General features: G+C 53.6%; 15 protein-coding genes, 2 tRNA genes and 5 other RNA genes. 12 read left to right on the top strand and 10 right to left on the bottom strand.

The window, feature by feature from the left end:
• Positions 1-111: 111 nt before the first annotated feature.
• Positions 112-759 (bottom strand): YchE family NAAT transporter, encoded by a 648-nt coding sequence (locus K7H21_RS11460; RefSeq protein ID WP_004121708.1) that lies wholly within the window; start codon positions 757-759, stop codon positions 112-114.
• Between the two features lie 478 nt (positions 760-1,237).
• On the opposite strand from K7H21_RS11460, the gene adhE reads away from it, so the two are divergent.
• Positions 1,238-3,913, top strand: coding sequence for a bifunctional acetaldehyde-CoA/alcohol dehydrogenase (adhE, locus tag K7H21_RS11455; RefSeq protein ID WP_004121712.1), 2,676 nt, complete (start codon positions 1,238-1,240; stop codon positions 3,911-3,913).
• Between the two features lie 175 nt (positions 3,914-4,088).
• Here adhE and tdk read toward each other — a convergent pair whose 3' ends face one another.
• The gene (gene tdk / locus K7H21_RS11450) at positions 4,089-4,706 is read right to left on the bottom strand and encodes a thymidine kinase (protein WP_123829209.1); all 618 of its coding nucleotides are present in this window, start codon (positions 4,704-4,706) and stop codon (positions 4,089-4,091) included.
• Positions 4,707-5,262: 556 nt separating this feature from the next.
• Here tdk and hns point away from each other — a divergent pair.
• The gene (hns, locus tag K7H21_RS11445; protein WP_004121719.1) at positions 5,263-5,670 is read left to right on the top strand and encodes a histone-like nucleoid-structuring protein H-NS; all 408 of its coding nucleotides are present in this window, start codon (positions 5,263-5,265) and stop codon (positions 5,668-5,670) included.
• Between the two features lie 134 nt (positions 5,671-5,804).
• On the opposite strand, the gene galU is transcribed toward hns, so the two are convergent.
• The 3 genes from galU to rssA form a co-directional block, all read right to left on the bottom strand.
• Positions 5,805-6,707 (bottom strand): UTP--glucose-1-phosphate uridylyltransferase GalU, encoded by a 903-nt coding sequence (gene galU / locus K7H21_RS11440; RefSeq protein ID WP_004121722.1) that lies wholly within the window; start codon positions 6,705-6,707, stop codon positions 5,805-5,807.
• Positions 6,708-6,904: 197 nt separating this feature from the next.
• On the bottom strand, positions 6,905-7,918 hold the full coding sequence (gene rssB / locus K7H21_RS11435) for a two-component system response regulator RssB (RefSeq protein ID WP_004121725.1): 1,014 nt from the start codon (positions 7,916-7,918) through the stop codon (positions 6,905-6,907).
• An 89-nt stretch (positions 7,919-8,007) separates the two neighbouring features.
• Complete coding sequence (rssA, locus tag K7H21_RS11430; protein WP_142468166.1) at positions 8,008-8,907, bottom strand: patatin-like phospholipase RssA; 900 nt, start codon at positions 8,905-8,907, stop codon at positions 8,008-8,010.
• A 112-nt stretch (positions 8,908-9,019) separates the two neighbouring features.
• Between rssA and K7H21_RS11425 the strand changes: the two genes are divergently transcribed.
• From K7H21_RS11425 to K7H21_RS11385, 9 genes are all read left to right on the top strand, one after another.
• Entirely contained in the window at positions 9,020-9,478 is a 459-nt protein-coding gene (locus K7H21_RS11425) for a YchJ family protein (protein ID WP_004121730.1), read from the top strand.
• A gap of 42 nt (positions 9,479-9,520) precedes the next feature.
• Complete coding sequence (purU, locus tag K7H21_RS11420; protein WP_004121732.1) at positions 9,521-10,363, top strand: formyltetrahydrofolate deformylase; 843 nt, start codon at positions 9,521-9,523, stop codon at positions 10,361-10,363.
• 157 nt (positions 10,364-10,520) lie between these two features.
• A tRNA-Tyr gene (locus K7H21_RS11415) sits at positions 10,521-10,605 on the top strand.
• A 43-nt stretch (positions 10,606-10,648) separates the two neighbouring features.
• Positions 10,649-10,779: non-coding RNA, RtT sRNA (locus K7H21_RS11410), on the top strand.
• Between the two features lie 35 nt (positions 10,780-10,814).
• A tRNA-Tyr gene (locus K7H21_RS11405) sits at positions 10,815-10,899 on the top strand.
• Between the two features lie 44 nt (positions 10,900-10,943).
• Positions 10,944-11,074, top strand: a non-coding RNA gene (locus K7H21_RS11400) — RtT sRNA.
• A 44-nt stretch (positions 11,075-11,118) separates the two neighbouring features.
• A non-coding RNA gene (locus tag K7H21_RS11395) (RtT sRNA) lies at positions 11,119-11,249 on the top strand.
• A gap of 44 nt (positions 11,250-11,293) precedes the next feature.
• Positions 11,294-11,424: non-coding RNA, RtT sRNA (locus K7H21_RS11390), on the top strand.
• A 44-nt stretch (positions 11,425-11,468) separates the two neighbouring features.
• Positions 11,469-11,599: non-coding RNA, RtT sRNA (locus K7H21_RS11385), on the top strand.
• 104 nt (positions 11,600-11,703) lie between these two features.
• Here K7H21_RS11385 and K7H21_RS11380 read toward each other — a convergent pair.
• A complete protein-coding gene (locus tag K7H21_RS11380) occupies positions 11,704-12,147 on the bottom strand; it encodes an Lrp/AsnC family transcriptional regulator (protein ID WP_032721858.1) in 444 nt (147 codons plus the stop codon).
• A 107-nt stretch (positions 12,148-12,254) separates the two neighbouring features.
• On the opposite strand from K7H21_RS11380, the gene K7H21_RS11375 reads away from it, so the two are divergent.
• The gene (locus K7H21_RS11375; protein ID WP_087828933.1) at positions 12,255-13,151 is read left to right on the top strand and encodes a DMT family transporter; all 897 of its coding nucleotides are present in this window, start codon (positions 12,255-12,257) and stop codon (positions 13,149-13,151) included.
• Here the strand turns inward: K7H21_RS11375 and narI are convergent.
• From narI to K7H21_RS11355, 4 genes are read right to left on the bottom strand one after another with little or no spacing between them, the layout of a single operon-like run.
• The gene (narI, locus tag K7H21_RS11370) at positions 13,148-13,825 is read right to left on the bottom strand and encodes a respiratory nitrate reductase subunit gamma (protein ID WP_004121739.1); all 678 of its coding nucleotides are present in this window, start codon (positions 13,823-13,825) and stop codon (positions 13,148-13,150) included. The genes K7H21_RS11375 and narI overlap by 4 nt on opposite strands.
• On the bottom strand, positions 13,825-14,535 hold the full coding sequence (narJ, locus tag K7H21_RS11365; RefSeq protein WP_223035784.1) for a nitrate reductase molybdenum cofactor assembly chaperone: 711 nt from the start codon (positions 14,533-14,535) through the stop codon (positions 13,825-13,827). The genes narI and narJ overlap by 1 nt, the downstream gene beginning before the upstream one ends.
• Positions 14,532-16,067, bottom strand: coding sequence for a nitrate reductase subunit beta (gene narH / locus K7H21_RS11360; RefSeq protein ID WP_112166095.1), 1,536 nt, complete (start codon positions 16,065-16,067; stop codon positions 14,532-14,534). Before narH ends, narJ begins: the two co-directional genes overlap by 4 nt.
• Positions 16,064-19,807, bottom strand: coding sequence for a nitrate reductase subunit alpha (locus tag K7H21_RS11355; protein ID WP_004121749.1), 3,744 nt, complete (start codon positions 19,805-19,807; stop codon positions 16,064-16,066). Before K7H21_RS11355 ends, narH begins: the two co-directional genes overlap by 4 nt.
• Positions 19,808-20,054 lie beyond the last annotated feature (247 nt).

Raw genomic sequence — 20,054 nt, 5'->3', positions numbered from 1 at the left:
AATACTAAAGGATTAGAAAAGCGTATTGCAGGCCGGCAAATCACTTTTTTTAATATGTTTTGCTAATAATGAGCAAACGCGGAACAGATTGTCCCGCGAGTCGGACGCAGGTTAATTCACGAGGCCAGGAAAGAGCGCCTTAATACCGGTAACAATGAACTCGATCCCCAGCGCCATCAGCAGCAGCCCCATGATACGGGTAATGACGTTAATGCCGGTTTGGCCAAGCAAGCGAACCAGCCAGGGAGCCATACGGAAAATCCCCCAGCAGCACAGCGCAAAAAGAGCAATCGCGACTGAAAATCCCACAAAATGAGCGATGCTATGGTAGCGGGTTCCCCAGACAATGGTTGAGCTGATGGCGCCGGGTCCCGCCATCAGAGGCAGCGCCAGCGGAACAACGCCAATACTTTCACGGATGGCCGTTTCTGATTTTTCTTGCTTGTTCTGTTTATCCTCCCCAAGCTTGCCGCTGATCATCGACATGGCAATGGTGACGACCAGGATTCCGCCAGCAATACGGAATGAATCGATGGAAATCCCGAAGACCTGGAGAATCGCGTCGCCTAAAAATAGCGACGTGAGTAGGATAATGGCCACCGACAGGTTGGCTGTCAGGTTGGTTTTGTTACGCACCGCCGCCGTCTGGTAGCTGGTCATGCTAATAAAGACCGGGATGATGCCTACCGGGTTGACCAGCGCAAATAATCCAATAAAAAACTTAAAGTAAGCTGAAAAATCAAACATCGACTGAATCACAGGGTGCTCCGCAGCATCATTAAAAATGGCTGTTGATAGTTACCAGCATAAAATATTCGCGAGAAGATACGCTGTTTGATGGCATAATTCATCTCTACTGACGCATAAGCTCATAATTACGCTCGGATGTTACTTATTTGTTTCCGCAATGCTATTTAATCCTTTAATTAGCATACCTAATCATTACACTTGATCAAACAGGTCAAAAAACGACCTGCTGAAAGGTATCAGCTTGGCTGATTATTGATTTAGATCACATAAATTGTACCCAGAAGTGAGTAACCTTATTTACACCCAGCGAGGAGGCAAAACAGCGGTACCTGAACGAATAGAGCAAAGCTTTTTTAGTCAATCGGTGAAGTCAGAAGCACAAAATTCTTTACGTTAACATTTACATGCAAGCCGTTAACACAATGTCTATACTGTCGAATCGAGCTACTGATTGACTAAAAAAGTTTAACATTATCAGGAGAGCATTATGGCTGTTACTAATGTCGCTGAACTTAACGCACTCGTAGAGCGCGTAAAAAAAGCCCAGCGTGAATATGCCAGTTTCACTCAAGAACAAGTCGACAAAATCTTCCGCGCCGCCGCTCTGGCCGCTGCTGATGCTCGAATCCCTCTCGCTAAGATGGCCGTTGCCGAATCCGGCATGGGTATCGTCGAAGATAAAGTGATCAAAAACCACTTTGCTTCTGAATACATCTATAACGCCTATAAAGATGAAAAGACCTGCGGTGTCCTGTCTGAAGATGACACCTTCGGTACTATCACCATCGCTGAACCGATTGGTATTATCTGCGGCATCGTTCCAACCACTAACCCGACTTCAACCGCGATCTTTAAATCTCTGATCAGCCTGAAGACGCGTAACGCCATCATCTTCTCTCCGCATCCGCGTGCTAAAGATGCAACCAACAAAGCAGCTGACATCGTCCTGCAGGCTGCGATCGCTGCCGGCGCGCCGAAAGATCTGATTGGTTGGATTGATCAGCCTTCCGTTGAACTGTCGAACGCGCTGATGCACCACCCGGATATCAACCTGATCCTCGCGACCGGCGGTCCAGGCATGGTTAAAGCGGCGTACAGCTCCGGTAAACCTGCCATCGGCGTTGGCGCGGGTAACACCCCGGTTGTCATCGACGAAACGGCTGATATCAAGCGTGCTGTCGCTTCCGTACTGATGTCAAAAACCTTCGATAACGGCGTGATTTGTGCTTCTGAGCAGTCTGTTGTGGTTGTTGATTCCGTATACGATGCCGTTCGCGAACGTTTCTCCAGCCACGGCGGCTACCTGCTGCAGGGCCAGGAACTGAAGGCTGTGCAGAACATCATCCTGAAAAACGGCGCGCTGAACGCCGCGATCGTTGGTCAACCAGCCTATAAAATCGCTGAGCTGGCTGGCTTCACCGTCCCTGTTTCCACCAAAATTCTGATTGGTGAAGTCACCGACGTTGATGAAAGCGAACCGTTTGCCCACGAAAAACTGTCTCCGACGCTGGCGATGTATCGTGCGAAGAATTTCGAAGACGCAGTTGATAAAGCTGAAAAACTGGTGGCAATGGGCGGCATCGGCCACACCTCCTGCCTGTATACCGACCAGGACAACCAGCCAGAACGCGTTGCTTACTTCGGCCAGTTGATGAAAACCGCGCGTATTCTGATCAACACCCCGGCTTCTCAGGGTGGTATCGGTGACCTGTATAACTTCAAACTCGCACCTTCCCTGACTCTGGGTTGTGGTTCATGGGGTGGTAACTCCATCTCGGAAAACGTTGGTCCTAAGCACCTGATCAACAAGAAAACCGTTGCTAAGCGAGCTGAAAACATGTTGTGGCACAAACTTCCGAAATCTATCTACTTCCGTCGTGGCTCACTGCCAATCGCGCTGGATGAAGTGATTACTGATGGTCACAAACGCGCGCTGATCGTGACCGACCGCTTCCTGTTCAACAACGGCTATGCGGACCAGATCACTTCTGTGCTGAAAGCCGCTGGCGTAGAAACTGAAGTTTTCTTTGAAGTTGAAGCTGACCCGACCCTGACCATCGTACGTAAAGGCGCTGAGCTGGCCAACTCCTTCAAACCAGACGTGATTATCGCGCTGGGCGGCGGCTCCCCGATGGATGCGGCGAAAATTATGTGGGTCATGTATGAACATCCGGAAACCCACTTCGAAGAACTGGCGCTGCGCTTTATGGATATCCGTAAACGTATCTACAAGTTCCCGAAAATGGGCGTCAAAGCGAAGATGGTAGCGATCACTACGACTTCCGGCACCGGTTCTGAAGTTACGCCGTTCGCCGTGGTTACCGATGACACAACCGGTCAGAAATACCCGCTGGCAGACTACGCGCTGACTCCGGACATGGCGATTGTTGACGCCAACCTGGTTATGGAAATGCCGAAGTCACTGTGTGCTTTCGGTGGTCTGGATGCGGTGACGCATGCCCTGGAAGCTTACGTTTCCGTACTGGCTTCCGAGTTCTCTGACGGCCAGGCTCTGCAGGCGCTTAAGCTGCTGAAAGAAAACCTGCCGGCATCCTACCATGAAGGGTCTAAAAACCCGGTAGCGCGTGAGCGTGTTCACAGTGCTGCGACCATCGCCGGTATTGCGTTTGCGAACGCCTTCCTGGGCGTATGTCACTCAATGGCGCACAAACTGGGCTCTCAGTTCCACATTCCTCACGGTCTGGCGAACGCCCTGTTGATCAGCAACGTAATTCGTTATAACGCTAACGACAACCCGACCAAACAGACGGCTTTCAGCCAGTACGACCGTCCGCAGGCTCGTCGTCGCTACGCTGAAATCGCTGACCATCTGGGTCTGACTGCTCCGGGCGACCGTACCGCAGCGAAAATCGAAAAACTGCTTGGCTGGTTGGACGAAATTAAAGCTGAACTGGGTATTCCTAAGTCTATCCGCGAAGCTGGCGTACAGGAAGCTGACTTCCTGGCCCACGTTGATAAGCTGTCTGAAGACGCTTTTGACGACCAGTGCACCGGCGCTAACCCGCGTTACCCGCTGATCGCCGAGCTGAAACAGATTCTGCTGGATACCTTCTACGGACGTAACTACGTAGAGGGCGGCGTGGAAGAGAAAAAAGAAGCCGCGCCGGCTAAAGCTGAGAAGAAAGCGAAAAAATCCGCTTAATCCAACAGCTGTAAAATCAGTGTCGCAAAGCCCCATCTTTTGATGGGGCTTTTTTTATCCGTCTTGCAGCAGCCGCCAAATCGCCTCAGACAACCGAAACGTATAATCAAGGCGCTAAGCTTAGTGATGGAAGAAAGGCGCTGTAAAAGCGCCTGAGAGGGTTTAGCGGGGAGAATTAGCAAATGTGCTGCTTGTTCTGTACAGCGGTCAGAGAACCTTCGCTTAGCGCCGCTTTATAATGCTTACGGCATACCGAGACATAACGTTCATTACCGCCAATCACGACCTGTTCCCCTTCATTGTACGGCCGCCCTTCCTGATCGAGGCGCAAAACCATACTCGCCTTACGGCCGCAGAAACAGATAGTTTTTAATTCAACCAGCTTATCGGACCACGCCAACAAATATTGGCTGCCCGTAAAAAGTTCGCCGCGAAAATCTGTTCGCAACCCATAACACAACACCGGAATATCGAGCTGGTCCACCACCTCAGACAGGTCACGTACCTGCTCACGGGTCAGGAACTGGCTCTCATCAACTAATACGCAGTGAATCGGCTGACGCTCATGTTCGGCCGCAATGTCTGCAAATAACGCCGTCTGGGTATTATACAACCGCGCTGGCGATGAGAGGCCAATCCTTGAACTCACTTTCCCCGACCCAAAGCGGTCATCAATCTCCGCGGTATAAACCAGCGTGCGCATCCCTCGCTCCTGGTAATTGTATGAAGACTGCAACAGAGCGGTAGACTTGCCTGCATTCATTGCTGAATAGTAGAAATAAAGTTGTGCCATCGGCCGCGTAACCCCAATCAATGTGTTTTTTCGCAGTAAAATTGTATCATATATTCACACACTATCAGCCCTCGCCGTGTGGGTATTGCCGGCCATGTCCAGTGTGTGGATACCCGAAAGATTAAGCCTTTTAATTGAATGGAAATGCCTGTTATTCGTACGACCCAAGCGGCCACGCTGACGTCACTATTGCCCTTTTGTGCTTATCGGGCATTTTCTGATAGCTATAACCGCTGTGGACAAGTGTTTTATATTAAACATCATCGCCGCTGCTGCGCTAATACCCACAAAGATATTTATCCACACACAGTATAATTTTTCCCACCGCGCATAGGAAAAATCATACTATCTCAGGGTTTTAGCTAATGCCTTCCGCCACCCTATAAGCAAAAAAGATGTGAACCCGCACATAAAATTTAAGTTAAATGAATTAATTCCCGAGACAAATAACAAGTTATTTTGACTTCCTTACATTCTCCCCTATTGCACATCTGAATTTATCGCTCTATTATTAGTCCAACAAACCACCCCACAATATAAGTTTGAGATTACTACAATGAGCGAAGCACTTAAAATTTTGAACAACATCCGTACTCTTCGTGCGCAGGCAAGAGAATGCACCCTTGAAACGCTCGAAGAAATGCTGGAAAAATTAGAAGTTGTCGTTAACGAACGTCGTGAAGAAGAAAGCGCTGCGGCTGCGGAAATTGAAGAACGCACTCGTAAACTGCAGCAATACCGTGAAATGCTGATTGCAGACGGTATTGATCCTAATGAACTGCTGAGCACCATGGCTGCAGTTAAAGCAGGAACGAAAACCAAGCGCGCTGCACGTCCGGCTAAATACAGCTACGTTGACGAGAATGGCGAAACTAAAACCTGGACTGGTCAGGGCCGTACTCCGGCAGTGATCAAGAAAGCGATGGACGAGCAAGGTAAATCTCTGGACGATTTCCTGCTGTAATAAGCTATCGTATCCGTTTAAAAATCCCGCTTCGGCGGGATTTTTTTTATCCGTTATTCGAGATCGGTCCCGGTCGGGCATAAAAAAACCGGGAAACGAATCTCGCTCCCGGTTTCGCATTCTGTCGCGAACGATTACTTCGCTACGGCTTTTTCCAGCCAGGCTTTAAATTCTTCGCCCAGCGACTTGTGGCGTACGCCATATTCAACAAAAGCCTGCATATAGCCAAGTTTATTACCGCAGTCGTGGCTCTTGCCTTTCATATGATAGGCTTCTACCGTTTCTTTTTCGATCAGCATATCGATGGCATCGGTCAGCTGAATCTCATCCCCGGCTCCCGGAGGCGTTTTTGCCAGAAGCGGCCAAATATCCGCGCTCAGCACGTAGCGACCGACAACCGCCAGATTAGATGGCGCCACGTCCGCTTTCGGTTTCTCGACGACACCAACCATCGGCACGCTCTCACCCGGCTGCAGAGCCAGGCCCTTGCAATCGACAACGCCGTACGCGGTAACGTCAGCAACCGGTTCAACCATGATCTGGCTTGCGCCGGTCTCATCAAAACGAGCCATCATTTCGGCCAGGTTGTCGCGAGACAGATCGGATTCATATTCATCAAGAATAACGTCCGGTAAAATAACCGCAACCGGCTCATCGCCCACAACCGGGTGCGCGCAAAGCACAGCGTGCCCCAAACCTTTAGCCAGCCCCTGACGGACCTGCATAATAGTCACGTGCGGCGGACAAATAGATTGTACTTCCTCCAGCAGCTGGCGTTTTACACGTTTTTCCAGCATCGCTTCCAGTTCAAAACTGGTATCAAAATGGTTTTCGATAGAGTTTTTCGAAGAGTGCGTAACCAGAACAATTTCAGTAATCCCGGCGGCAATACATTCGTTAACAACATATTGAATTAATGGCTTATCTACCAGCGGCAGCATTTCTTTCGGAATAGCCTTAGTAGCGGGCAACATCCTGGTGCCTAATCCCGCAACCGGGATGACAGCTTTTCTTACTTTTGAATTAAGCGCAGCCATTGAAATCTCCTGGACTGTTCGTTTTTTAAACTTCTCGTTAATAATATGGTATCGAGTATATCAGCCTGCTCAGTCAAACCTGTTCCGAAAAGGATTAGATATCTTCGAATTAGGAATTTTACGCATTAAACCCGGCGATAGTACCACCACAAAAGATCGCGTGGTAATCCCGCGAGCCTAAAAATAAGTACAATTGTTCACTCCGTAGTCAACATCAGGCGTAAACGTCCACCAGCCCCCCAAATTTGGCACTGCCATGATGCGCAGCGTTGACTAATTTGGTTGAGATATGCATTACCTAATGTTCCCAACGGAACGCCATTACTAATCTGAATTTGGTGCTCTCCCGTATTCAGCGTGCCATTCAAACCCGCAGAGACTAAAATTAAATTTTTCAAGCCACTGTGGTAATACCCTACCAATAATGGAAACTGCCCCGGCAGATTAGCCTGCCGCAGCAATTGGTTAACCTGTTTTAGCAGGCTGCCCATCTCCGGCAAACGCTGCCCCTGATGGGCAAGCTGCTCCTGCAGCAACCCATTGAACAGCGCGCGCAGCAATAAGGCCGCCAGGACCCCATTATCGCCTGCTCGTGTGACATCCAGACAATAAAACGCCAGATCGTTTTCTGATAGCGGCGCAATATCGAGTACTAATCCAGGCTTATCAACGGAGACAAGCTGCCGATAGTGAATCCGGCAACGCGACATCTCCTGTTGCACCGGCGGCTGGAGCTCCTGAAGCAGCCTTGACGCTGCGGTAGGATCGCTAACCAGCGCATCCCAGTCCTCAAACAGGCGCTCTTCTTCTTCAACACGTGAATTAAACATATTGGGATAGAGGCAGGCATAAACGGTTTCTCGCAGGCGATCGAAATCTTTTACCGGTTTTAGCAGAATATCCTGAACGCCCAGACGCAACGCTTTGGCGATGTCCGCCATGTTTTCCGTCGCTGAAATCATCAGAATCGGCAACTGCTCGCCCTGGTTACGCACATGTTCTACCAGCTGCAGACCGTTCATTCGCGGCATTGAGATATCGCAAATCATCAAATCGGGTTTTGACTCGGCCATTTTTTGCAGTGCATCCAAACCATCTTCAGCCTGGACGATGGTCGCGCCAAGTGAAGCCAACCAGGCGTGCATAAGAGAGCGGAAAACGGGTTCGTCTTCAACTATCAGAATCTGTTTTCCCGCCAATGGCTGCGTCATGATCTCTCCCCTGACTGACGATAATATAATAGTGGCATGATATTCACGCTACCGCCTGTCAGAATTTACTTAAGTATGCATCAAATGTGCTACACGGAGGTTCGCACTAAAGGTAATAGTTCATCCATTTTCTTTTCCACTGCCAGATGCCCGGCGGCGATAGCTTCGCCAGCCCGATGGAAATCAAGCGTGGAGATTTGCGGGCAAAAGGGCTGAATCAGAATATCAGGCGGGTCGCCCGCCATGCGGTTTCGCTTGAGGCGATTCTCCAGAACCTGAATAGACGTCGACATAATTTCCATCGCCGTTGGCGCTCTCGTCACCCGTCGTGAAGTCATACGCGCCAGGCGAGAGCGCAACCGTGAATGCCACGAGAAATCTTCTTCGCTCTCCGGACGTGGTACCTCCATGGATAGCAAATCCTGCTGCATCAGATGCGCATCGTGCTGCAAATCAACGGCAATGACGATATCTGCGCCCATTGCGCGGGCCAGCGATACTGGCACAGGATTGACCACCGCGCCATCCACCAGCCAGTAGCCATTATGCATCACCGGCGCCATCAGGCCGGGCATACTGCAGGACGCGCGGATCGCCAGATGCAGATCCCCTTCCGTAAACCACAGTTCACGACCGGTGCTTAAATTCGTGGTGACCGCCGCAAACCGGCGCTCGCAGCGCTCAATCTCGCTGACGGGCATCAGCTTACGGTATTGGCTAAATACGCGCTCACCCCGCAACAGGCCGCCCCGCTGCCAGGAGAGATCCATTAATTTCAGGACGTCCCAGTTGCTGAAAGAGCATACCCATTTCTCCAGCGCCGGAAGCCGGTTGCAGGCGTACGCCGCCCCTACCAGTGAGCCAATGGAGCACCCAGCGATAACATCAACATCGATACCCGCCCGCTGTAATGCATTAATCACGCCGATATGAGACCATCCGCGAGCGGCGCCAGCCCCTAGCGCCAGTCCAATTTTAAGCTTTCTCATTAGTGCCGAAACATATCCTTCCACTCCGGGCATGGCATCATCGCCATACCTCAGTTAACATAATGCGTTTTGGCGGCGTAGCGCCGTCTCTCTTTTTCCCATGGAGGCCGTTTTGTCGCCATTATGCCCCTGTGGCAGCGCTCTGGAGTATAGCTCATGTTGTCAGCGTTATCTGGCTGGCGCGCAGCTGGCGCCCGATCCGTCACAGCTGATGCGCTCCCGCTATAGCGCGTTTGTTATGAAAGACGCCGACTATCTGATTAAAACCTGGCATCCCTCCTGCCAGGCGCAGCAGTTTCGCGCTGACCTTGAGAACGGTTTTACCCGCACGCAGTGGCATGGTCTCACCGTCTTTGCCGCCGATAAAGGCAAGAACCCCGATGAAGGCTTCGTCAGCTTTATCGCTCGTTACGCTGACGATAACCGTTCCGGGGCCATTATTGAACGATCCCGATTCTTAAAAGAAAACGGACAGTGGTATTATATTGACGGCACGCGACCGCTAATCGGTCGTAACGATCCCTGCCCCTGCGGTTCAGGTAAAAAATTTAAAAAATGCTGCGATCGGTAAGCCAGCAGCAGAAATAGCAAACACTACAGGATTTTCCCCGCGATGCATTCACAACAACGTAAAGTACTACGCACTATTTGCCCTGATCAGAAAGGCCTCATCGCGCGTATCACTAATATCTGCTATAAGCACGAACTGAATATCGTGCAGAATAATGAGTTTGTTGACCACCGAACCGGCCGCTTCTTTATGCGAACCGAGCTCGAGGGTATTTTCAATGATTCTATTCTACTGGCTGATCTCGACAGCGCGCTGCCGGAAGGTTCAATTCGTGAGCTCAACCCGGCAGGACGCCGCCGGGTCGTCATTCTGGTCACCAAAGAAGCGCACTGCCTCGGCGATCTGCTGATGAAAGCCAACTATGGCGGCCTGGATGTAGAAATCGCCGCGGTTATCGGCAATCACGAAACGCTGCGCTCGCTTGTAGAACGTTTTGATATCCCTTTCCAGCTGGTGAGCCATGAGGGATTAACTCGCGAAGAGCATGATAAACAGATGGGAGATGCTATCGCCGCCCTTGAGCCGGATTACGTCGTGCTGGCGAAATACATGCGGGTATTGACCCCCGAGTTTGTCTCTCGCTTCCCGAATAAAATCATTAATATCCACCACTCATTCCTGCCTGCTTTTATCGGCGCGCGTCCGTATCACCAGGCCTATGACCGCGGGGTGAAGATCATTGGCGCCACCGCGCACTACGTGAACGATAATCTGGATGAAGGTCCAATCATTATGCAGGATGTCATTCACGTCGATCATACCTACACCGCGGAAGATATGATGCGCGCAGGACGCGACGTCGAGAAAAACGTTCTGAGTCGCGCGCTGTATCAGGTTCTTGCTCAGCGGGTATTTGTTTACGGTAACCGGACGATTATTCTTTAATCGATAATGAAATTAGCTGGTTAGCTTTGCGTCTTTACGCATAAAAATCAGGCAACCAGTTTATTTTTATCAAAGGAATACTTTACAGTGGCGCGTCATTTGATATGATGCGCCCCGCTTCCAGCAGGAAGCAGGCCAGTAAATAGCATTACCCCGTGGTGGGGTTCCCGAGCGGCCAAAGGGAGCAGACTGTAAATCTGCCGTCATCGACTTCGAAGGTTCGAATCCTTCCCCCACCACCATTCTTTACCATGTTGTTGTGGTAATACCGATAAACGTAAACGATGTTTGCACTGATCGGGAAGGGTGAGAATCTTCGACCAAGGTTCGAGTCGAGCGAAAGCGAGACAACGTTGCCGCAGGCAACGGCCCGAAGGGTGAGGAGCGAAGCGACGAATAATCCTTCCCCCCCGCCATCTCTCAGCTTTACTTCAAAATTTGAATTACCCCTGGTGGGGTTCCCGAGCGGCCAAAGGGAGCAGACTGTAAATCTGCCGTCATCGACTTCGAAGGTTCGAATCCTTCCCCCACCACCATCACTTGCATATCGTTTTGAATACCCCCTCCGCTCATTGCCCCATATTCATCCCATGCGGGAAGGATGAGAAGCTTCGACTAAGGTTCGATTCGAGCGAAGCGAGAAAGCGTTGCCGCAGGCAACGACCCGAAGGGCGAGGCGCAACGCGCCGAGTAATCCTTCCCCCACCACCATCACTTGCATATCGTTTTGAATACCCCCTCCGCTCACTGCCCCATATTCATCCCATGCGGGAAGGATGAGAAGCTTCGACTAAGGTTCGATTCGAGCGAAGCGAGAAAGCGTTGCCGCAGGCAACGACCCGAAGGGCGAGGCGCAACGCGCCGAGTAATCCTTCCCCCACCACCATCACTTGCATATCGTTTTGAATACCCCCTCCGCTCACTGCCCCATATTCATCCCATGCGGGAAGGATGAGAAGCTTCGACTAAGGTTCGATTCGAGCGAAGCGAGAAAGCGTTGCCGCAGGCAACGACCCGAAGGGCGAGGCGCAACGCGCCGAGTAATCCTTCCCCCACCACCATCACTTGCATATCGTTTTGAATACCCCCTTCGCTCACTGCCCCATATTCATCCCATGCGGGAAGGATGAGAAGCTTCGACTAAGGTTCGATTCGAGCGAAGCGAGAAAGCGTTGCCGCAGGCAACGACCCGAAGGGCGAGGCGCAACGCGCCGAGTAATCCTTCCACCACCCTCACTTCTTCTGTAGCTCAATTCTCCCTGAAAAATACGTTGCCACCCGTTGTGCCGTTGCCTTGTCGTAGGCCGGGTAAGGCGCAGCCGCCACCCGGCGATGCACGGCTACATCGGCGGCAGCCGGCGCTTAACCGGCGAACTCTTCACGATAGAGGTATTGCACTGGGCATGCTCCGCCAGGCCGTCGAGCAGCGTATCCAACTGCTCTATCGACCGCACCACCAGCCTGATGACAAAGCAATCTTCGCCGGTCACTTTGTCGCTTTCAATGCACTCCGGCATCGCCTGAATATACTTATCCACTTTATGTAACAACCCAGGCAACGGCCGTACGCGCACCAGCGCCTGCAGCGTATAGCCTAACGCCGCAAGATTCACCCGCGCGCCATATCCCTGAATCACCCCGCGCTCCTCAAGCCTTTTCAGACGCTCCGCCGTGCTGGGCGATGTCAGGCCAATGCGGCCGCTCAGCACCTTCAGCGATACGCGCGCATCCTCCACCAGACAGGCTAAAATTTGTCGGTCGATATCATCAATAAGGTTATCCATCATTTTCACCTAATTTTAAAAAGCCATTTACGTTTTCACCCTTATATCACCCCTGTAAAAACCGACAACAATTTTCGACAATAGCGTCATTAATCAGGAGGTGGATGATGCGTGATTTACATAAAGGCGTCTGGCAAATGATTCTGGCAATGCTAATTTCCGGATCGATTGGCGCGTTTGTTTTACTTTCCGGCCTGCCGGTGACGGAAGTCGTGTTCTGGCGCTGTCTTATCGGGGCTATTGCGCTGTTTATTTTTATTCGGATGAGTCGAAAACCGTTTAGCCCTCTCACCCGCATTACGCTGCTGCTGGCTATCCTCGGCGGCATAGCTTTAGTGGTGAACTGGCTGCTGCTCTTCGCAGCCTATGAACGGATCTCTATTGGTCTTTCTACCGTGGTGTATAACACCCAGCCGTTTATGCTGGTATTGATGGGGATGCTTTTCGGTGAGCGCGTCAGCCTGGTAAAATGGGGGTGGCTGTTCCTCGCCTTTGGCGGCGTGGTCATTTTGCTCTCCACCGAGTTAACCGGCGCACGTGGCGCCGACTGGCTCGCCGGTATCGGCCTGGCGCTGGCCGCGGCCTTCTTCTATGCGCTCACGGCGCTAATTACCCGCAAGCTCAAATCCCTCGCGCCGCAGCATATCGCCTTTATTCAGGTGCTCACCGGCGTGGTGATGCTTTTACCGCTGGCGCATATGCCGTCGCTCACGCCTCCCTTCCCTTGGGTGATGCTATTCACGCTGGGAATCGTGCATACCGGCGTGATGTATCAACTGCTGTACAGCGCGATACAGAAGCTTCCCACCCCTATTATCGGCTCGCTGTCATTTATCTATCCCGTCGTGGCGATCGTTGTCGATAACCGGGTATTTGGCCATTCGCTAAACCTGGTACAGTTGTTCGGCGGCGCGCTGATCCTGTTGGCCGCGGCAGGCAACAATCTGGGCTGGGGCGAAAAAAAACCCCGCCAATGCGGGGTTGGTATCAAAACAGCGAATTAGCGACGGGCGCGAACAATCTGGTATTTGCGCGTCAGGTACTCGACCGGCGCGCTCCAGATATGCACCAGACGGGAGAACGGGAACAGCACAAACAATGTCATCCCCAAGACCAGGTGCACGCGGAAAATAAACGCCACGCCGTCCAGATGCTGTGAAGCGCCGCCGTGGAAGGTCACCACCGACTGCGCCCAGCCCACCAGTTTCATCATTTCGCTACCGTCCATATGCTGAGCGGAGAACGGAATGGTCAGCAGGCCGAGGGCACACTGCACCATCAGCAAGGAGAGGATCAAAATATCCGCTCCGGTAGTGGTGGCGCGAACGCGCGGGCTCAGCAGACGGCGTTTCAGCAGCAGTAGCCCTCCCACCAGCGTCATTACGCCGCAGGCGCCGCCCGCAATCATCGCCATCTTCTGCTTCACGTCGATCGGCAGGAAGGATTCGTACATCCAGTGCGGCGTCAGCATACCGAGAAAGTGGCCGGCAAAGATCCCCAGAATCCCAATATGAAACAGGTTCGAAGCCAGATTCATCCCTTTACGGTCCAGCATCTGGCTGGAGGCCGCGCGCCAGGTGTACTGCCCATAGTCGTAGCGCAGCCAGCTGCCGACGAGGAACACCGTCCCGGCGATGTACGGATAAATGTCAAAGAAGAACATATTAAGGAAGTGCATTATTGCTGTCCTCCGTTAGAGATATTCAAATATTGCGGGGCAACGGCTCCGGCAAAACGACGCTGGTGAGCGGAGATCTCCGAATCATCGCAGCCCCGATCGGCAAAGAATTTCACCTGTTCTTCTTCCCAGACGGCGTCCAGCGCCTGCGGCGTATCGTCGCGAGCTTCATCGGCGATTTTTTCCGCCACTTTCCGGCTATCAACCTGCGCGTTAGCCAGCTTGAGCAGCAGCTCAAACAGCGCCGCGTAGCCGCTCTCGCGCTGCTGCAGGCGAGCGCTGAGCAGGCCGAGTATCGGTGCGATATCCTGCAATCCGCCGCGCGCTTCCGCTTCCGGCAGCTGCGCCAGATACTCCAGATACAGCGGGAGATGATCCGGCAGTTCGCGGCTGTCCAGCTGCAGACCGTGGCGCTCGTACTGCGCCATCAGGTCGACCATCGCCTGGCCGCGATCGCGGGATTCACCATGCACGTGCTCAAACAGCAGTAGCGAGGTCGCGCGGCCGCGATCGAACAGTTCGCTGTAGCGAGACTGCGCGTCCAGTACATCCTGGGCCGTGAGGTCACGCAGGAAAACGCTCAGCTTATGGGCATCCTCCGGCGCCAGTTTTTCCGAAGCGGCGATAGCGTCAAACAGCTCCTGCTGATGCTGCCATAAGGCAGCGTCAGGGTAGTCGAGAAGACGCGACACAATGACGAGTTCAATCATGGGTGCGGCTCCGTTTTGCTGGTGACGTCGATAGCATCGATACGGCGGCTGTTGAACAGATTGAACTGGCTGTCAGAACCGTGGCAGCCGTCGCCGAAGGTAAAACCGCAACCGCTTTTCTCCGGGAAGGCGTCGCGGGCCTGCTCGCGGTGGCTGCTCGGCACCACGAAACGGTCTTCGTAGTTAGCGATAGCCAGATAGCGATACATCTCCTGCGCCTGGGCTTCGGTAAGTCCAACCTCTTCCAGCGCCCGAGTATCCACGACACCGTCCACAGTTTCCGCGCGCTTGAAGTGGCGCATCGCCAGCATGCGTTTCAGCGCCAGCAGCACCGGCTGGGTATCGCCCGCGGTCAGCAGGTTGGCCAGATACTGAACCGGAATACGCAGGCTTTCCACGTCAGGCAGAATACCGTTGCTGCCCAGTTCCCCCGCGTCGGCGGCCGACTGAATCGGCGACAGCGGCGGCACGTACCAGACCATCGGCAGCGTGCGATATTCCGGATGCAGCGGCAGCGCCAGCTTCCAGTCCATCGCCATTTTGTACACCGGCGACTGCTGGGCGGCTTCGATAACCCCCTGCGGCACGCCGTCCTTCAGCGCCTGCTCAATCACTTTCGGGTCGTTCGGGTTGAGGAACACGTCCAGCTGGCGCTGATAGAGATCCTTCTCATTCTCCGCGCTGGCGGCATTTTCAATGGCGTCCGCGTCGTACAGCAGCACGCCGAGGTAGCGAATACGCCCCACGCAGGTTTCCGAGCAAACGGTCGGCATCCCGGATTCGATACGCGGGTAGCAGAAGATGCACTTCTCCGATTTCCCGCTCTTCCAGTTGAAGTAGATTTTCTTGTACGGACAGCCGGTGATGCACATGCGCCAGCCGCGGCACTTGTCCTGGTCGATCAGCACGATGCCGTCTTCTTCACGTTTATAGATCGCGCCGCTCGGGCAGGTCGCGACGCACGCCGGGTTCAGGCAGTGCTCGCACAGGCGCGGCAGATACATCATAAAAGTGTTTTCGAACTGGCCGTACATCGCCTTCTGCATGTTTTCGAAGTTCTGGTCTTTGGCGCGTTTTTCAAATTCGCCGCCCAGAATCTCTTCCCAGTTCGGGCCGCTGGTGATTTTATCCATCCGTTGGCCGGTGATCAGCGAGCGCGGGCGGGCGATCGGCTGATGTTTGCCCTCCGGCGCGTTGTGCAGGTTCTGGTAGTCGTAGTCAAACGGCTCGTAGTAGTCGTCGATGCCCGGCAGATGCGGGTTAGCAAAGATTTTACCCAGCAGCATCGCGCGGTTGCCCATCCGCGGCTGCAGCTTGCCGTTGATCTTACGGATCCAGCCGCCCTTCCACTTCTCCTGGTTTTCCCAGTCGGTCGGGAAGCCGGTGCCCGGCTTGCTTTCCACGTTGTTGAACCAGGCGTATTCCATACCTTCACGGCTGGTCCAGACGTTTTTACAGGTGACCGAGCAGGTATGACAGCCGATGCACTTATCGAGATTCAGCACCATGCCGACTTGTGAACGAATTTTCATTTTACGCTCTCCTGTACCTGGTCGTTACCTTCGCCATCTAACCAGTTAATATTCTTCATCTTACGTACCACCACGAACTCATCGCGGTTAGACCCTACCGTGCCGTAGTAGTTAAAACCGTAAGCCAGCTGCGCATAGCCGCCAATCATATGGGTCGGTTTCGGCGTAATACGGGTCACGGAGTTATGAATCCCGCCGCGCTGCTCGGTGATCTCGGAACCCGGCAGGTTTACGATACGTTCCTGGGCGTGATACATCATGGTCATCCCGGCCGGCACGCGCTGGCTGACGACCGCGCGGGCGGTCAGCGCGCCGTTGCTGTTGAACACTTCGATCCAGTCGTTATCCTCAATCCCCAGGTCTTTAGCGTCCGCTTCGCTCATCCACACAATCGGGCCGCCGCGGGACAGCGTCAGCATCAGCAGATTGTCGCTGTAGGTGGAGTGGATACCCCACTTCTGGTGCGGCGTCAGGAAGTTGAGCGCTTTTTCCGGGTTGCCGTTGGATTTCGCGCCCATTACCGCCTTCACCGAACGAGTGTCGATTGGCGGACGATAGACCAGCAGGCTTTCGCCGAAATCGCGCATCCACTGGTGATCCTGATACAGCTGCTGGCGGCCGGAAAGCGTGCGCCACGGGATCAGCTCATGAACGTTGGTGTAGCCAGCGTTGTAGGAAACGTGCTCATCTTCGAGTCCGGACCAGGTCGGGCTGGAGATAATTTTACGCGGCTGGGCCTGAATATCGCGGAAGCGAATTTTCTCTTCCTCTTTATTCTTCGCCAGATGCGTATGGTCGCGACCGGTAAACTCGCTGAGCGCCGCCCAGGCTTTCACCGCGACGTGGCCGTTGGTTTCCGGCGCCAGGGTCAGGACCATCTCTGCCGCATCAATTGCCGTATTGAGACAAGGCTGACCTTTCGCCGGACCGTCCGCTTTGGTGTAGTTGAGCTTACGCAGCAGATCCATCTCGCTCTGGGTGTTCCAGGCGATGCCTTTACCGCCGTTACCAATTTTCTCCATCAGCGGGCCAATAGAGGTAAAGCGTTCGTATGTCGCCGGATAATCGCGTTCGACGGTCAGAATATGCGGCGCGGTTTTCCCCGGAATCAGATCGCATTCGCCCTTTTTCCAGTCCTTAACGTCCAGCGGCTGCGCCAGTTCGGCGGCGGAATCGTGCTGGATGGGCAGCGTGACCACGTCGGTCTCTTTGCCCAGGTGCCCTACGCAGACTTCAGAGAATTTCTTCGCGATGTCCTTGTAGATATCCCAGTCGCTTTTCGATTCCCAGGCGGGATCGACGGCGGCAGACAGCGGATGAATAAATGGATGCATATCCGAGGTATTCATGTCGTCTTTTTCATACCAGGTGGCGGTCGGCAGCACGATGTCGGAGTACAGGCAGGTGCTCGACAGACGGAAGTCGAGGGTCACCACCAGATCCAGCTTGCCGTCGAGACCGTTATCTTTCCACTCCACCTCTTCCGGCTTCACGCCGCCCTGCTTGCCGAGATCTTTGCCCTGAATACCATTTTCCGTACCCAGCAGGTACTTGAGCATGTATTCGTGGCCTTTACCGGAAGAGCCCAGCAGGTTAGAACGCCAGATAAACAGGTTGCGCGGATGGTTTTTACCGTTTTCCGGTTGCTCAGCGGCAAAGCGAATGGAGCCCTCTTTCAGCGATTTGACGGTGTAATCAACCGGCGTCATGCCCGCTTTTTTCGCCTCTTGCGCAATGCGCAGCGGGTTGGTGCCCAACTGCGGTGCCGACGGCAGCCAGCCCATACGTTCAGCGCGCACGTTGAAGTCAATCAGGTGGCCACTGTAGCGGGATTTATCCGCTAACGGCGACAGCAGCTCCTGCGCGGTGACGGTTTCATAGCGCCACTGGCTGGAGTGGTTATAAAAGTACGATGTGCTGTTCATATGACGCGCCGGACGCTGCCAGTCGAGGGCAAACGCCAGCGGCTGCCAGCCGGTCTGCGGACGCAGTTTTTCCTGGCCCACGTAGTGCGCCCAGCCGCCACCGCTCTGACCGACGCAGCCGCAGAAGATCAGCATATTGATAAGACCGCGATAGTTCATATCGAGGTGGAACCAGTGGTTCAGACCGGCGCCGACGATGATCATCGAACGGCCGTGGGTCTTATCGGCGTTATCGGCAAACTCACGCGCGGTACGGATAATGTGCGCCCGGGAAACGCCGGTGATTTTCTCCGCCCATGCCGGGGTATACGCTTTCACGTCATCATAGCTGCTGGCGCAGTTTTCATCGCCCAGACCGCGATCCAGACCGTAGTTGGCCATGGTCAGATCGTATACGGTGGCGACCAGCACGCTAGAGCCGTCGGCTTTTTGCAGGCGTTTGACCGGCAGTTTGTGCAGCAGCACGTTTTCCAGCTCGACTTTATTAAAGTGCTCGGTACCTTCGCCGCCAAAATACGGGAAGCCGACGTTGGCGATATCGTCATGGCTACCCAGCAGGCTCAGGCACAGCTCAAGGTCTTCGCCGGTTTTACCGTCGCGCTGTTCAAGGTTCCATTTGCCTTTATCGCCCCAGCGGAAGCCGATAGAACCGTTGGGTACGGTGATTTCGCCCTTCTCATCAAAAGCGACGGTTTTCCATTCCGGATTCTTTTCCTGACCTAGCGCATCGACCAGATCCGCCGCGCGCAGCATACGCCCCGCCGCGTAATAACCGTCGCGCTCTTCGAGCATCACCAACATCGGCATATCGGTATAGCGGCGCACGTAATCGGTGAAATACTGGCTCGGTTTATCGAGATGGAATTCGCGCAGCATCACGTGGCCCATCGCCAACGCCATCGCCGCATCGGTACCCTGCTTCGGCGCCAGCCACAGATCGCAAAGCTTGGCGATTTCGGCGTAATCAGGGGTGATGGCAACGGTTTTGGTGCCTTTATAGCGCACTTCGGTAAAGAAGTGCGCGTCGGGAGTACGGGTCTGCGGAACGTTGGAACCCCAGGCGATGATGTAGCTGGAGTTGTACCAGTCGGCCGATTCCGGCACGTCGGTCTGCTCGCCCCAGGTCTGTGGAGAGGCAGGCGGCAGGTCGCAGTACCAGTCGTAGAAGCTCAGGCAGGTGCCGCCGATCAGCGACAGATAGCGCGCGCCGGAGGCATAGGAGACCATCGACATCGCCGGAATGGGCGAGAAGCCTGCCACGCGGTCCGGGCCGTAGGTTTTGACGGTATAGACGTTAGAGGCGGCAATCAGCTCGTTCACCTCTTTCCACGAGGAACGCACAAAGCCGCCGCGGCCGCGCGCCTGCTTAAAGCTTTTTGCTTTGTCGGCGTCTTCAATGATTGAGGCCCAGGCGTCAACCGGATCGCTGTGCTGCGCCTTCGCTTCACGCCACATCTTCATCAGGCGTTTGCGCATCAGCGGATACTTAAGGCGGTTGGCGCTGTAGAGGTACCAGGAGTAGCTGGCGCCGCGCGGGCAGCCGCGCGGCTCGTGGTTTGGCATATCCGGACGGGTGCGCGGATAGTCGGTCTGCTGGGTTTCCCAGGTGACGAGACCATTTTTGACATAAATCTTCCAGCTGCACGAGCCGGTGCAGTTGACGCCGTGGGTGGAGCGCACAACTTTATCGTGCTGCCAACGTTGACGGTATCCATCCTCCCAGTCCCGGTTGGTTTTTAGAAGCTGGCCGTGCCCATCGGCAAAGGTTTCACCCTTCTGTTTGAAGTAGCGAAACCGGTCCAGGAATTTACTCATCGGGTTTCTCCTGTGTGGAGCCTGACGGCTCTCTGATAAATCGACATTGCTGGATTTGCAGCGAAGGTAACGCTATGAAAGAGGGCGAGAATTGATAACGATCAAGAGCATAGGGCTTATGAACGCGAGGCAAAACGCTTATTACCACCAAAGTAGTATTTATTTCTTTTTATTATTTTATTGATAAATAAAGATATTTAATTAAAAAGGCTGCAGGAACCTGGGTTTTGTTATTCCCCACGGTATT

Source organism: Klebsiella sp. CTHL.F3a (genome assembly GCF_019890895.1).
Taxonomy (GTDB): Bacteria; Pseudomonadota; Gammaproteobacteria; order Enterobacterales; family Enterobacteriaceae; genus Klebsiella; species Klebsiella grimontii.
This window is presented reverse-complemented; position numbering and strand designations above follow the sequence as displayed.